11 protein-coding genes are annotated in these 12,386 nt (G+C 75.6%); 4 read left to right on the forward strand and 7 right to left on the reverse strand.

Annotated features, from left to right (window positions below; translation table 11 throughout):
• Nucleotide 1 precedes the first annotated feature (1 nt).
• Genes ACFU9E_RS24255 through ACFU9E_RS24265 form a run of 3 tightly spaced genes read right to left on the reverse strand, consistent with a single transcriptional unit; the run spans nt 2 to nt 3,395 of the window.
• Complete coding sequence (locus tag ACFU9E_RS24255; RefSeq protein ID WP_380682248.1) at nt 2–1,627, reverse strand: FAD-dependent monooxygenase; 1,626 nt, start codon at nt 1,625–1,627, stop codon at nt 2–4.
• On the reverse strand, nt 1,624–2,367 hold the full coding sequence (locus ACFU9E_RS24260) for an HAD family hydrolase (protein WP_380682247.1): 744 nt from the start codon (nt 2,365–2,367) through the stop codon (nt 1,624–1,626). The genes ACFU9E_RS24255 and ACFU9E_RS24260 overlap by 4 nt, the downstream gene beginning before the upstream one ends.
• Nucleotides 2,358–3,395: a ScbA/BarX family gamma-butyrolactone biosynthesis protein gene (locus ACFU9E_RS24265; RefSeq protein ID WP_380682246.1), complete on the reverse strand. Its 1,038-nt coding sequence runs from the start codon at nt 3,393–3,395 to the stop codon at nt 2,358–2,360. The genes ACFU9E_RS24260 and ACFU9E_RS24265 overlap by 10 nt, the downstream gene beginning before the upstream one ends.
• 387 nt (nt 3,396–3,782) lie before the next feature.
• On the opposite strand from ACFU9E_RS24265, the gene ACFU9E_RS24270 reads away from it, so the two are divergent.
• On the forward strand, nt 3,783–6,974 hold the full coding sequence (locus ACFU9E_RS24270; protein ID WP_380682245.1) for a BTAD domain-containing putative transcriptional regulator: 3,192 nt from the start codon (nt 3,783–3,785) through the stop codon (nt 6,972–6,974).
• Between the two features lie 51 nt (nt 6,975–7,025).
• Here the strand turns inward: ACFU9E_RS24270 and ACFU9E_RS24275 are convergent, their stop codons facing one another.
• From ACFU9E_RS24275 to ACFU9E_RS24290, 4 genes are all read right to left on the reverse strand, one after another.
• Nucleotides 7,026–7,949: a hypothetical protein gene (locus ACFU9E_RS24275; protein ID WP_380684774.1), complete on the reverse strand. Its 924-nt coding sequence runs from the start codon at nt 7,947–7,949 to the stop codon at nt 7,026–7,028.
• A complete protein-coding gene (locus ACFU9E_RS24280; RefSeq protein WP_380684773.1) occupies nt 7,946–8,467 on the reverse strand; it encodes a SigE family RNA polymerase sigma factor in 522 nt (173 codons plus the stop codon). Before ACFU9E_RS24280 ends, ACFU9E_RS24275 begins: the two co-directional genes overlap by 4 nt.
• A 136-nt stretch (nt 8,468–8,603) precedes the next feature.
• On the reverse strand, nt 8,604–9,950 hold the full coding sequence (locus ACFU9E_RS24285; protein ID WP_380684772.1) for an FAD-binding oxidoreductase: 1,347 nt from the start codon (nt 9,948–9,950) through the stop codon (nt 8,604–8,606).
• A gap of 97 nt (nt 9,951–10,047) precedes the next feature.
• On the reverse strand, nt 10,048–10,431 hold the full coding sequence (locus tag ACFU9E_RS24290) for a VOC family protein (RefSeq protein ID WP_355367086.1): 384 nt from the start codon (nt 10,429–10,431) through the stop codon (nt 10,048–10,050).
• 115 nt (nt 10,432–10,546) lie between these two features.
• On the opposite strand from ACFU9E_RS24290, the gene ACFU9E_RS24295 reads away from it, so the two are divergent.
• The 3 genes from ACFU9E_RS24295 to ACFU9E_RS24305 all read left to right on the forward strand — a co-directional run bounded on the left by ACFU9E_RS24295 (nt 10,547) and on the right by ACFU9E_RS24305 (nt 12,376).
• Nucleotides 10,547–11,236 carry a TetR/AcrR family transcriptional regulator gene (locus ACFU9E_RS24295; protein ID WP_380684771.1) on the forward strand — a complete coding sequence of 230 codons (690 nt, stop codon included), beginning with the start codon at nt 10,547–10,549 and terminating at the stop codon, nt 11,234–11,236.
• Between the two features lie 57 nt (nt 11,237–11,293).
• Nucleotides 11,294–11,728 carry a GNAT family N-acetyltransferase gene (locus ACFU9E_RS24300; RefSeq protein WP_380684770.1) on the forward strand — a complete coding sequence of 145 codons (435 nt, stop codon included), beginning with the start codon at nt 11,294–11,296 and terminating at the stop codon, nt 11,726–11,728.
• 93 nt (nt 11,729–11,821) lie between these two features.
• Nucleotides 11,822–12,376 carry an SRPBCC family protein gene (locus ACFU9E_RS24305; RefSeq protein ID WP_380684769.1) on the forward strand — a complete coding sequence of 185 codons (555 nt, stop codon included), beginning with the start codon at nt 11,822–11,824 and terminating at the stop codon, nt 12,374–12,376.
• Nucleotides 12,377–12,386 lie beyond the last annotated feature (10 nt).

The raw sequence follows: 12,386 nt of genomic DNA on the forward strand, positions 1-12,386 counted from the left end.
CTCACGGAGCGGGGGTGGCGGAGCGCTGCCCGGTCGGCAGCGCGGAGAGCAGCTCGCCCACCCGGCCGGGCCGGTCCAGGGTCACGACCCGGGCCACCACCCCGTCCGGGCGCAGGTGGCAGGCCAGGGCCGCCGCCCCGGCCTGCCCGCCCGGCAGCCGGCCGGCCGCGAGGTCGTGGCCGGACGGCCCCGCCGGTACGGGCACGGGCCCGTCCGGCGGCAGCAGCAGCAGGACGTCGGCGAGATCGCGCACGCCGCGCCGGGTCAGCTCGGTGGCGGCCTCCTCGGCCGCCGTCGCGGCCTCCTGCCCGGACCCGGCGACCAGCACGGTGTGCCGTCCGGTCGCGAGGTAGCCGTGCAGGGAGGTGGCAGCGGTCCCGCCCACCGGGCGGAGCGGGGCGTCACCGAGCCGTCGGCCGGGGGTCGGACCGCCCGGCGCGGGCGTGCGCCCGACGGCCGGACTGGCCGTCAGATCGAGGTCGAGCTGGGCGAGTTCCGGAACGATGCGGCGCTCCAGGGCGCCGCTGCGGGAGAGCACGCCGAGCAGCAGGTCGCGCAGGGCGCGGGCCGGGCGCGGCTTGAGCAGCCAGAGCCTGGTCTGCCGTTCGGAGTTGCGCACCGCCCGGGCGGAGGTGGGACGGCGCTCCGGGTCGTAGCTGTCGAGCAGCGCCGGGTCGCCGCCGCGCAGCACGGCCGCCAGCTTCCAGCCGAGGTCGAACCCGTCCTGGACACCGGTGTTGAGGCCCTGGCCGCCGGCCGGGCTGTGGGCGTGCGCGGCGTCCCCGGCGAGGAACACCGGGCCCTGCCGGAACGTGGCGGCCACCTTGGTGTGCACCCGGAAGCGGCTGGTCCACCAGGTCTCCTCGACGGTCCAGCGGCCGCGGCCGCGGGCGTCCAGGAGCTGCTGGAGCTCGGCGTCGTCCGGCGGTCCGGTCCGGCTGCCCGGGGGCAGGTCGAAGAAGATCCGGTGGCCGCCCTCGGGCAGGGCGACCAGGACGAGCACGCCGTCCGGGCTCAGGTGGTACTGCGCCTCGGCGGGCGGCAGGTCGCCGGCGATCCGGCCGTCGCCGAGCACGAACTCCCGGTCGTAGCTGCTGCCCTCGTAGGGGATCCCGAGCGCCTCGCGGACGGTGCTGCGGACGCCGTCGGCTCCGATCAGCCAGGGGACGGCCACGGTCTCGACCGCGCCGCCGGCCGACTCCAGCCGGACCACCGCCCGATCGCCGGCCACCTCGACCGAGGTGGCCCGGGTGGCCCACTCGACCCGGCCGCCGAGGCCGAGCAGCCGCTCGTAGAGCAGTTCCTCGGTGACCGGTTGGGGCACGCAGAGCGGCCCGGGGAAGCGGGTGCCGGTCAGCGTGCCGAAGGAGACGCCGGCCAGCCGGCGACCGTTCGACCAGTACGAGGCGCCGGTGAGCGGCAGGGCCCGCTCGGCGACGGCGTCGGCCACGCCCAGGCGGTGCAGCGCCTCCAGGGCGCCGCTCCACATCACCAGGGCCTTGGGCTCGGCGGCGAAGCACTCCCGGCGGTCCACCAGGCGCACCGGCACCCCGTGCTGGAGCAGGGCGCAGGCCGCGGTCAGGCCGGTGGGGCCGGCCCCGACCACGAGGACCTGCGGCGCCGTCATCGGAGCGCCCCGTCGGCCGGGCGGCCGAGGTCCTCCGCCAGGGGGTGCCCGAGCCGGCTGGAGACCTCGCGCAGGGCCTGGGCGGTCAGCCGCTCGGAGACGTCGCGCACGGTCTGCGCGGTGTTCTCGAACAGCACCGTGTGGAAGCCCAGCCGCTGGGCGGCGTCGAGGTTCTCGGCCGTGTCGTCGATGAACAGACAGCGCCGGGCCTGGGTGTCGAGCCGCTCCAGCAGCCGCAGGTACAGCTCCGGGTCCGGCTTGCGGACGCGCTCGGCCGAGGAGTCGACGACCACGTCGAACAGCTCCTCCACCGGGAGGGTGGCCCGCCAGCGGGGGCTCCACTCCACCACGTTGTTGGTGAGCAGCGCGATCCGGTAGCCGCCGGACTTCAACTGCCGGGCGAAGTCCACGAGCTGGGCATTGGCCCGGCGGCCCTGGAACCACAGCTCACCGAACGGCCGGCCGCCCAGGGCGGCGGCGGAGCCGGGCGGCAGCTCGGCCAGCAGGCGCTCGGTGAACTCCTGCTCGGTGATCGCCGCGACCTCCAGCTCCGCCATCGGGCTGACGCCGTGGCGTGCGGTGGCGGCCGCGAAGGCGGTGCCGATGGCCTGCAGGTCCAGGCCGGTGCGCACCCCGAACTCGGTGAAGGTCTCGGCGAGCGGGTTGGTCAGCACGCCGCCGTAGTCGAGGACCACGGTGTCGATGCCGTCGGCCGACGGGACGAGGTGGTTCAGCTCCACTGGGTCACCTCGATGGCGAGGGTGGCGACGGTGTTGCCCTCCTGGGAGACGGTGATCCGGACCGGGACGGTCACGGCGCCGAGCGCGCCGTCGAAGCTGGCGTCGCCGACCTCGGCGACCGCCTTGGTCACCAGGTCCAGCTCGGCGAAGTCGGTGAAGTCGGCCTTCGCCGCGGTGACCACCAGGCTCTCGGCGGGCAGGCCGTGCAGCTTGGCGACGGCCGCCACGGACAGCTGGCGGGCGGCCTCCAGCTGGAGGTTGCCGGGCACGTGGTCCAGCTTGTGGTCGAACAGGTGGGGGTGGTCGGTGTCCACCACCAGCAGCGCCGAGGCGGTGCCGGACTCGCTGACGGCGGGCTCGGTGAGCACGATGTTGGACGCGTCCCGCCGGCCGACCAGGGAGGGCGCGGAGCGCAGCAGCTGCGGGTGGCGCGGCGAACGCCCTTCCAGCTTCTTGCGGTTGCCGGCCCGCAGCATCTGGAAGGCCCGGTTGGTGACGAAGGTCAGCGCGCCGGAGCCGACGATGGCCTGCACGCCGTCCAGCCAGAAGACGCCGGTGAAGTCGAAGCCGAGCACCCGGCCGGCCGGGTTGCGCTTGGGACGGACGGTGGTGGAGAGCACGGCGTGCGCCGGGCGCGGCCCGATCCGTAGGGCCTCCAGGCCGGAGATGGTGAGGTTCAGCGAGCTGAAGATGAAGGCGCGGTCCAGCGGCACGTCCAGGTACCGGTGCGCGACCAGGACGCCGGACTGGCGCAGGACCTCGACCAGCAGCAGGAAGTCGTAGCTCCCGCCGCGCTCGCCGACGACGTGGGCGCGCGGCAGCTGGGCGGCGACCTCGAAGGTGTGCTCGTCGCGTTCCGGGTCCGGATCGCCGACCCGGGCCGAGTCGGTGACGAACACCTCGGCGATGGCGGCGCGGTGCACCAGGTCGCGCGGCACGGTGGAGGCGAAGCTCAACTCGGTGGTGGGCGCGTGGTTCCGGGACTCCTCGGAGTCCGGCAGTCTCAGCAGCTCGGGTGTGGCGTTCATGCAGATCCCCCCGTTGGCAACATCGGTTTCCCGGATAAACGGCTCGACAGGACGGTCCGACCGCGGGACGGCCTCGGTGCGACGGACCGGTCCTCTCACCGGCTACGGCCGGGGTCCTCGCGGCTCCCGGCCTGCGGCAACTGTCCGGGGCCGCGCTGACCGTCCGCTGAAGGCGCCGGGAAGGGCCCGGGAAGCGGCGGGAAGCGGCGGGAGGGGACGCGGGAGGGGGATCCGCCGGGAGGGCGGCGGCACACCGGCGTCGGTCATGTCCCTGCCCAGGAGCGGCGGAGCCTACACAAACGATGCGGTAACGATCCGGGGCCCCTCCGCCGGCCGGTGGTAACGTCCGCGTGGGGGCGAGACGTCACAACTGCTTTGGGGGGAGCGTTGGCTGACGACGTGTGGTTCGAGGTTCTCGGACCGGTACGGGTCAGACGGGGACAATTCGCGGCGGACCTCGGACCGCCCCGGCAGCGGGCGGTGCTCGCGGTCCTGCTGCTCAACAGCGGGCGTCCGGTGCACACCGAGCGGATCGTCCAGCTGGTCTGGGGCGCCGACGCTCCCGGGCGCAGCGTCAACCTGGTGCAGAAGTACGTCTCCGGCCTGCGCCGGGCGCTCGCCGGACTGGCCACCCTGGCCTGGACGGATGCCGGCTACGTGCTGGCCGCGCCCGGCACGGTGGACGTCGAGCGGTTCGAGGAACTGCTCGTCGACGGGCGGGCGCGCCGGACGAACGGCGACGCGGCCGGCGGCGCGGAGGCGTTCACCGAGGCGGTGGCGCTCTGGCGCGGGCCGCTCGCCCAGGGCGTGGACGGGCCGGGCATCGAGCCGCTGCGGCTGCGGCTGGCCGAGGCCAGGCTCGGCGCGCTGGAGGACCTCTTCGACCTGGAGCTGGAGCTGGGCCGGCTGGCCGGCCGGATCCCGGAACTGCGCCGGCTGGCGGCCGAGCACCCGCTGCGCGAGCGGTTCCACGCCCAGCTGGTGCTGGCGCTGGCCCAGTCCGGGCGGCAGGCGGAGTCGCTGGAGGTGTACGAGCGGGTCCGCCGCCTGCTCGCCGACGAGCACGGCCTCGATCCGGGGCCGCACCTGCGCGCCGCCCAGGAGCGGGTCCTGCGGCTGACCCCGGCCGATCCGCCCGCGCCCGCCGAGGTCCGGGACCGGCCGTCGGTGCCGGTGCCGACGGCCGGAGCGGTGGGACCGGCGGGACCGGCCGCCCCGCCGGCGCCCCGGGCGATCGCGCCCGACGTTCCCCGGCCGGCCCAACTGCCGCCCGGCCCGAGGGGGTTCACCGGGCGCCGGGAGCACATCGACCGGCTCGCCGAGCTGCTGCGGCCCGCCGACGGCACGCTGTCGCTGGTCTGCCTGGAGGGCACCGCCGGGGTCGGCAAGACCGCGCTCGCCCTGCACGTCGCCCACCGGGCCGCGCCGCTGTTCGCCGACGGCCAGCTCTTCGCCGACCTGCACGGCCACGGCCGGGCCGCGCCGGCCGGCCCCGCCGAGGTCCTGGGCGGCTTCCTGCGGGCCCTCGGGGTGCCCGCCGAGCGGGTGCCGCAGGGCGTCAACGAGCGGATCGGCCTCTACCGCTCGCTGCTGGCCGGCCGCAGCGTGCTGGTGGTGCTGGACAACGCCCGGGACGCCGACCAGGTCCGGCCGCTACTGCCCGGGGGCGGCGGCAGCACGGTGCTGGTCACCAGCCGCCGCCGGCTGGTGAGCCTGACCGTCCGGGAGGGCGCCCACCGGCTCGTCGTCCCGGTGCTGCCGGCCGCCGAGGCGCACCGTCTGGTGAACGCGCTGCTGCAGCCCGGGCAGGGTGACGACACGGCCGCCGTGGACGAGATCGTCCGGCTCTGCGCCGGCCTGCCGCTGGCGCTGCGGATCGTCGCCGCCAACGCGGCCTACCGCTCCGACGTGCCGCTCGGCCGGATCGCCCGGGAGCTCACCGTCGACCGGGTGGCCGCGCTCTCCGCGCCGGACGAGGCGCAGACCGCGCTGGCCGGCTCGCTCGGCCTCTCCTACGACCTGCTGCGCACCAACGTCCGCACCTTCTTCTGCCTGCTCGGGCTCGTCCCCGGGCCGGACTTCACCGTGGACGCCGCCGCCACGATGGCCGGTTCGCCACCGGCCACGGCCGAGCGGCAGCTGCGCGAGCTGGAGGTCGCCAACCTGCTGGAGCGGGTGGAGGACCGCTACCGGTTCCCGCACGAGCTGTTGCAGCTCTTCGCCCACGAGCGCGCCCACCAGCGGCTGACGGCCGGTGAACGGACCACCGCGCTGGGCCGGTTGTTCGGCTGGTACGTGGCGACCGCCGCCGCGGCGGGCAGCGGCGGCCCGGCCCCGCGCCGCAGCGTCGACCAGGCGGGCGTGGTCACCCCCGAGACGGGGCGCGCCGCCCGGGACGGCGGGGACCTGTGCGCGGAGTTCGCCAACCTGACCGCCGCCGTCCGGTACGCCGCCGAGCACGGGCCGCTCCCGGTCGCCTGGCAGCTCGCCGACGCGCTGCGGCCGTTCTGCAAGCAGCACGCCCGGCTCGCCCAGTGGTCCGGGCTGGCCGAGTCCGGCCTGGCCGCGGCCCGGCAGGCCGGGGACCGCGGGGCCGAGGCGGTCATGCTGATCAACCTCAGCGACGCCAACCACAACTCCGGCCGGATCACGGCCGGTGAGGACTACGCCCGGCAGGCCCTGGCGCTCGCCGGCGAACTGGGCCGGCCGCAGATCGCGGCGGCCGCGCTCGACCAGCTCGGCCGCGCCGCCTGGATCCGCGGCACCCTGGCCGAGGCCCGGACGCTGCTCACCGAGGCCGTCGAACTGCACACCCGCAACGGCGACCCGCTCGGCCTCGCCGTCTCGCTCGCCGCGCTCGCCCGCACCGAGTTCGACTCGGGCAACCGGCCCGACGCCTACCGCCACTACACCCGCTGCCTGCGGCTGGCCCGCACCATCGGCTCGGACGCCCTGGAGACCATGGCGCTGGCCGAACTCGGCATGGCCCACGCCGCGCTGGGCCGGCCCGGGAACGCCGTCCAGTCGCTGCGGGCGGCGCTCTCGCTCGGCCGCACCGGCAGCCACCGCCGGGCCGAGGCGCTGGTGCTGGCCGTCCTCAGCCGGCTGCATGCCGAGGCCGGGCGCACCGAGGAGGCGCACACCGCGGCCCGCGAGGCCCTGCACGCGGCCGAGTCGCACGGCGACAGCTGGACGGAGGCCGAGTGCCTCAACGCCACCGGCGCCGCCGCGCTGGCCACGGACTGTCCGGCCACCGCCGCCGCCCGGTACGGCGCCGCGCTCGCCCTGGCCGGCCGGCTCGGCTACCGGCGGGCCGAGCTGCACGCGCTGGTCGGGCTCGCCGAGGCCGCCCTCCAGCAGGGCGAGGCCGAGCGGGCCGCCGAACTCGCCGACCGGGCGCACGCCTCGGCCTCGGCGCTCGGCTACCGGCCGCTGGCGCTCACCGCCCAGGGCGTCCGGCGCCGGCTGCCGGCCGCACCGGACCGCGCCGCACCGGACCGCGCCGAGCCCGACGACGCGGAGCCGAACGACGCCGAGCCGGACAGCGCCGCGCGGCCGAGCCCGCTCGGCGCGCACTGACGGCCGCGCCGGAGCCGCGCGCCCGGGGTGGCACGCGGCTCCGGCGGTCGGTCAGCTGTCCAGCCAGTTCTTCTCGGTGGCGATCAGCTTGCCGTCGGCGGCGAAGAGCCGCAGCTCGGCCGGGATGCCGCGCTTGGCGACGGCGATCCAGCGGGCCTCGGAGTCGCCGAGGCCGAGGATGGCCGGCTCGGCGGTGACGCCGTCGGTCCACCGCACCTCGGCGCGGGCGACGCCCGGACGGATCAGCCCGGCCTGGGCCTTCGGGACGTGGAACAGCGGGTCGGCCTCGCCGTTCTTGGCCTGGCGGCCCAGCCAGACCTTGCCGGAGGAGTCCGGATCGCCGTAGAGGAGACCCACCGGGGAGCCCGGCGGTGCGACGAGGGCCTCCGCGGGGGTCGCCAGGCGCTTGCCGTCCAGGACGTAGTAGAAGACCACGTGGTCGGCGTCCGGGGTGCCGTACTCGTTGACGTACGCCTCGGTCGGCGCGGGCCACGGGTAGCCGGCGGCGGCGTCCTCCTCCCAGATCCGCCGGGCCTGCTCGTGGATCCGCTCCTTGCCCGGCGCCGGCCACAGGGCCGCCCAGACGCTCCACGGCCTGCCCTCCTCGGTGCCCGCGAGCACCTGGATCCGGGTCGGGACGAGCGGGTCCCGGGAGCCCTGCGCCCCGGCCGGGGCGGCGCCCGGGAGGACGGCCGCGACGTCGGCGGACGAGACCGCCACCGTCGCGCTGCCGGCCGCCGGACCGCCCACCCCGCCGCTCACCGCGGCGACACCGCCCGCCGTCGCGAGCAGGGCCAGCGCCAGCACGCCGCCCAGCGACGCCCGCCGCCGGACCGCCCGCCGCCGGCCGCCGGCCAGCACCGCCGCGTACGGCGCCGGACCCGCCTCCACCGTTCCCGCCAGCCCGGACAGCGCCCGGGCCACCTCCTCGTCGCCCTCGGCCGCCGTGTCCACGGGCGTCCCGTCGCGGTTCATGCCGCACCTCCGATGCTCGTCATGGTGATGAGTGAGGAGAGCTCGCGCAGCTTGGCGATGCCCTTCGACGCCTGGCTCTTGACCGTGCCCACCGAGCAGCCCATGGCGGCGGCGGCCTGGGACTCGCTGAGGTCCTCCCAGTACCGCAGCACCACCGCCTGGCGCTGCCCGGGCGGCAGCGTGCCGAGCGCGGCCAGCAGCGCGGCCCGGTCGTCCAGCCGCTCGAAGCCGTCCGGGCCGGTCCGCTCCGGCACGGCGGTGACCAGCTGTTCCGGCACCCGGCGCCGGAAGCGGCGGGCGTGCTCGTTCACCACGATCCGGCGCACGTAGGCGTACGGCTCGTCGGCCCGGGTGACCCTCCCCCAGGCGGCGTAGGTCCGTTCCAGTGCGGTCTGGACGACGTCCTCCGCCAGGTAGCGGTCCCCGGTCAGCAGGAACGCGGTGCGCAGCAGACGCGGCCAGGCACCGGTCACGAACGCGTTGAACTCCGCGTCCCGCTCGGCCTTCTTGGCTCTCATGAGTACCTCCTCACCCGACCAGAGCCCGGACCGGCCCCGAACCGTTGCCGGGCACGCCGACGGCCGGCCCCGGAGGACCGGCCGAACGGGCAGAACACCAGGTCAGGAGGACAGCGTGGCAGAGATCGGGAGGGGATCAGGAGGCGGGCGGGATGTTGAAGTTGAGCCGGAACAGGTTCCCCGGGTCGTACACCGCCTTGAGCTCGGTGAGCCGCCGGTGGACCGGCTCGGGGTAGGCGGTGCGCACGGTGGCCGGGTCGGCGTCGTCCATCCCGAAGAAGTTGGCCAGCGCCCCGCCGGTGGACCACGGCCGCAGGCTCCCGTGCAGGGCGGCGTGCGCGGCGCGCAGCTCCTCCAGGGCGAACGGGCCGATCACTCCGGTGGAGAAGGCGAGGTACTCGGCGTCCCGGCCGCCGACCGCGTTCGGCACGGCCGGCTCGCGCGAGTACGCGCCGCCCTGCAGCCGGATCTCGACGATCAGCGGGCTGCCGGCGTCCGGCCCGGCGAGGTCCAGCACCGCGTCCGCGGTGGCGGCGGTGAACGCGCGCAGCGTGCTGTTGCGGTCGCTCGCGGGGTGCGCGAACGGCGGCTCGTGGTGGATCGTGCCGGCCTCGGTGAAGGGCAGCTCGCGCACGGTGTCCAGCAGCGGGGTGCCGAACGCCCGCAGCGGCCGCACCCACTCCTCTCCCTGCCCGGCCGGGCCGCTCCAGGCGACCCGCAGCACGGCGGCGTACCGGCCGCGGAGCGGCTCGGGGACGGCCTCCAGGTCGGGGTAGCGGATCAGCTGGGCGGAGGTGGCCAGCTGCTCGGGGACGGTCCGGCTCCAGGCGGCCCAGCCGTGCAGCGCGGCGGCCGCGGACTCGGCCGGGAAGTAGAGGCCGCCGCCGTACAGGCCGGTGCACGGGACGAGGCCGATCTCCATCTCGGTGACGATCCCGAAGTTGTCCTTGCCGCCGAGCAGCGCCCAGAACAGCTCGGGCTCGGCGGCCGGTGTGGCGGTGCGGTGCCGGCCGTCGGCGGTGACCACCTCAAGGCGGCGCACGTGGTCCGCGGCGAAGCCGTGGTGGCGGCCGAGCAGTCCGATGCCGCCGCCGAGGGTGTAACCGACCGCGCCGACGTCCGGGTTGGAGCCGCTGAGCGGGGCGAGGCCGTGCGGAGCGGCGGCGGCTATCACCTCGCGCCAGCGGACGCCGGCCGCGACGGTGGCGGTGCGCGCGGCCGGGTCGACGGTGACGCCGTCCAGCCCGGCGGTGTCGATCACCAGCTCGCCGTCGGTGGGCACCGAGATGCCGTGGCCGGTGGCCCGGACGGCGACCGCGAGGCCGTTCGCGGCGGCGTACCGGACGGCGGTGGACACGTCCTGCGGGTCGGCGGCGACCACCACCAGGCCCGGGCGGTGGTCCAGCGCGAGGTTGTAGCCGGTCCGGTGGGCGTCGTACTCGGCGTCGCCGGGCCGGTACACCGGCCCCTTGGTCTCGATCATGCGGGGAGGCTAACCCGCCCGGGGGCGGAGCAATCCCGTCCGCATCCGATCTCTGTCAGGTTTCCGGCCAAGGGAGTTGACGAACCGTCGGACCGGTTCACCGGCTGTCGCCGGAGGCCCGGGTCATGATCTCCAGGTTGTGGCCGCTCGGGTCCTCGAAGTAGGCGCCACGACCGCCGAACCAGTCGTTGACCCGGCCCGCGTGGCGGTGGAAGGGGTCGGCCCAGTAGGTGAGCCCGCGCTCCCGGACCCGGTCGAGGATGGCGTCGAACTCCTCGTCGCCGACCAGGAAGGCGTAGTGCCCGGTGGGGACCGGTCCGCCGACCCGCATCACGTCCAGGGCGACGTCGTTGGCGAGCCGGACGACCAGGAAGGGCTCGCTGCGCACCGGGGCGGCGACGCCCAGGACCTCGCTGAGGAAGCGGGCGGTCTCCTCGTCGTCCCGCGCCGGGACGATCGTGTGGTTCAGCTGAACGGCCATGGAACCCTTCCCTCCTGGGGCTTCCGGACGTCTGTCGAGCGTAGGACTTCAAGTCCGCTTCACGTCAAGTGTGTCGTAAACTACACGATGTAGTGCACCGCAAGGAGGGTTTCCCGTGACCGACCAGACCGCCCCGCAGGCCACGACCGCCCCCACGCCCCCGGCCACCGGCCCGGGCGGCGACCGCCGAGGCATGCCGGAGAAGCGGGTGGCGATCGCCCGCGCCGCGCGCACGGTGTTCGGCCGCGAGGGCTTCACCCGGACCAGCGTGGACGCCATCGCCGCCGAGGCGGGCGTCTCCAAGCGCACCATCTACAACCACTTCGCCGACAAGGAGCAGCTGTTCCAGTCGGTGGTCCTGGAGGGCGCCACCGCGGTGGCCGCCACCCAGGCCAGGATCGCCGACCGCCATCTGCGCAAGATCGTCGACCTGCGCACCGACCTGATCGACTTCGGCCTGGAGCGGGTCGACTCGCTCACCACCTTCGCCGAGCACTGGGCGCTGGTGCGCACCATCGAGGCCGAGGCGCTGCACATCCGCCCGGCGCTGCTGGAGGCCTGGCAGGAGGCCGGCCCGCGGGAGACCCACCGGGTGCTGACGCACTGGATGACGGAGTTCGCCGAGCGCGGGCTGCTGGTGGTGCCGGACCCGGAGGAGGCCGCCCGGATGCTCAACCTGCTGACCTTCCTCGCCGTCGCCCAGCCCACCTTCTACGGCGCGCTCCCGATGCCGCCCGAGCGGATCGACGAGGTCGTCGCGAACGGGGTCACGGCGTTCCTCGCGGTGTACGGCGCCGGGCAGTAGCCTCCCGGGGGAGCGCCCGGGCACCCGGGCCGCCACGACCCGCGGGGGGAACGGGACATGGAACTGACCGTGGTGGACATCGGGCCGGGCACGCCCGAGCTGCACCGGGACGTCGCGCCGCTGATCCGGGCGCTGCGTCCGGCGCTCGGGGCCGACGGCTTCGCCGCCTTCGCCGCCGAGGCGCACGCCCAGGGGCTGGTCTTCACCGCCGCCTACGACGAGCGGGGGCGCTGCCTGGCGGTGGCCACCCACCGAGTGCTGGCCACCAGCCGGGGCCGGCTGCTCTTCGTCGAGGACCTGGTGACCGCGCCGGCGGCCCGCTCGGCGGGGATCGGCGGGCGGCTCTTCACGGTGCTCGGGGAGCGGGCCCGGACGGCCGGCTGCGTGCGGATCGAGCTGGACTCGGGGACGGCCAACCACGGCGCGCACCGCTTCTACCACGCCCACCGGATGGCGGTCACCGCCCTGCACTTCGGCCTGGAACTGAAGTGACCGGACGCTGATCTGTCAGGTCCACGGCCGGACTTGACGGACCCGGCGGCACGCCTTTGACCCTCCCGCGCGCCGCCGCCCAGGATTCCGGCCATGGGAGACATCACAGAAAGCAGCGCGGAAACCGCGCCCCTTTTCCTTTCCCGCTCCGAGATCCGGATCTCCGCCGCCCCGGACGAGGTCTATTCCGTGATCAGCGACCTCCCGCGCTGCGGCGAGTGGAGCCCGGAGTGCCAGGGCGGCAGCTGGGTGTCCGGCGAGCCGTCCGCGGTCGGCTCGGTGTTCCGCGGCGAGAACCTGCGCAGTCCGGACGTCGTCGCCTGGGCGCCGGTGGTGCGCGGCACCTGGTTCACCCACGCCGAGGTGGTCGCCGCCGAGCCCGGCCGGACCTTCCGCTGGGCCATGCGGGACAGCGCTGGCCGGGCCCAGGACAGCGTCTGGGCCTTCGACGTCGCGGCCGCGGAGGACGGCGGCAGCATGCTGGTGCACCACTTCCGGATGGGCGGCGCCACCGAGGGGATCCGCGGGATCACCGCGGAGATGGACGAGGACGGCAAGCGCCGGTTCTTCGCCGAGTGGGGCGAGAAGGTCGCGGCCGACCTGGGGGCGACCCTGGAGCGGATCAAGCAGGTCATCGAAAAGGGCTGAAAAAGCCGAT

The organism is Kitasatospora sp. NPDC057595 (assembly GCF_042800875.1).
In the GTDB taxonomy this organism is placed as follows: Bacteria; Actinomycetota; Actinomycetes; order Streptomycetales; family Streptomycetaceae; genus Kitasatospora.

Bases quoted from the DNA above. Each gene is read 5' to 3' on its own strand.
- ACFU9E_RS24290 (WP_355367086.1), bottom strand. From the start codon at position 10,431: ATGGCCGTTCAGCTGAACCACACGATCGTCCCGGCGCGGGACGACGAG.
- ACFU9E_RS24305 (WP_380684769.1), top strand. From the start codon at position 11,822: ATGGGAGACATCACAGAAAGCAGCGCGGAAACCGCGCCCCTTTTCCTT.
- ACFU9E_RS24255 (WP_380682248.1), bottom strand. From the start codon at position 1,627: ATGACGGCGCCGCAGGTCCTCGTGGTCGGGGCCGGCCCCACCGGCCTG.
- ACFU9E_RS24265 (WP_380682246.1), bottom strand. From the start codon at position 3,395: ATGAACGCCACACCCGAGCTGCTGAGACTGCCGGACTCCGAGGAGTCC.
- ACFU9E_RS24285 (WP_380684772.1), bottom strand. From the start codon at position 9,950: ATGATCGAGACCAAGGGGCCGGTGTACCGGCCCGGCGACGCCGAGTAC.
- ACFU9E_RS24280 (WP_380684773.1), bottom strand. From the start codon at position 8,467: ATGAGAGCCAAGAAGGCCGAGCGGGACGCGGAGTTCAACGCGTTCGTG.
- ACFU9E_RS24300 (WP_380684770.1), top strand. From the start codon at position 11,294: ATGGAACTGACCGTGGTGGACATCGGGCCGGGCACGCCCGAGCTGCAC.
- ACFU9E_RS24275 (WP_380684774.1), bottom strand. From the start codon at position 7,949: ATGAACCGCGACGGGACGCCCGTGGACACGGCGGCCGAGGGCGACGAG.